Here is a 523-nt window from a genome sequence, read left to right on the forward strand (position 1 = left end):
GGTCGCCTAACATTGTTCGGTTTTGAGAGATCTGTAAAGACTCTCAATTCTACAGATATGGGCCTATAGCTCAGCTGGTTAGAGCGCACGCCTGATAAGCGTGAGGTCGGTGGTTCGAGTCCACCTAGGCCCACCAGTTGGCTCATATTACTTGAAATACACATTGTGTAGAGTACAGACAAAAAGAGCTAAACATAGGTATAACTTTAAAAAGATAACGGATTCTTCGGAATGGATTATCGATACTAAAGCGTAACCACTCATGGGGGCGTAGCTCAGTTGGGAGAGCACCTGCCTTGCAAGCAGGGGGTCAGGAGTTCGAATCTCCTCGTCTCCACCATTTAGTATTTGACAGCTAGTCTGTCTTGTACTAAAATAACTAAGCTGATTAAACAATCAGTTACAATTTAATAGATTTCGATGGATATCTAGGCGCGTGAGTTGAACGCCGTCGCCACGTAATGGTAATTACGCAAGACAAGTGAGACGAATGCAACGACGATAGACGCGAAATATATAAATT

2 tRNA genes are annotated in these 523 nt (G+C 43.6%); both read left to right on the forward strand.

The features are described from left to right. The first annotated feature begins 59 nt into the window (after window positions 1-59). Window positions 60-136: transfer RNA gene (locus O3617_RS09550), tRNA-Ile, on the forward strand. Window positions 137-264: 128 nt separating this feature from the next. Beyond that, a tRNA-Ala gene (locus O3617_RS09555) sits at window positions 265-340 on the forward strand. The last annotated feature ends 183 nt before the right edge of the window (window positions 341-523 follow it).

Origin of the sequence: Veillonella sp. 27098_8_77 (genome assembly GCF_041431535.1) — a bacterium.
Classification (GTDB): Bacteria; Bacillota; Negativicutes; order Veillonellales; family Veillonellaceae; genus Veillonella.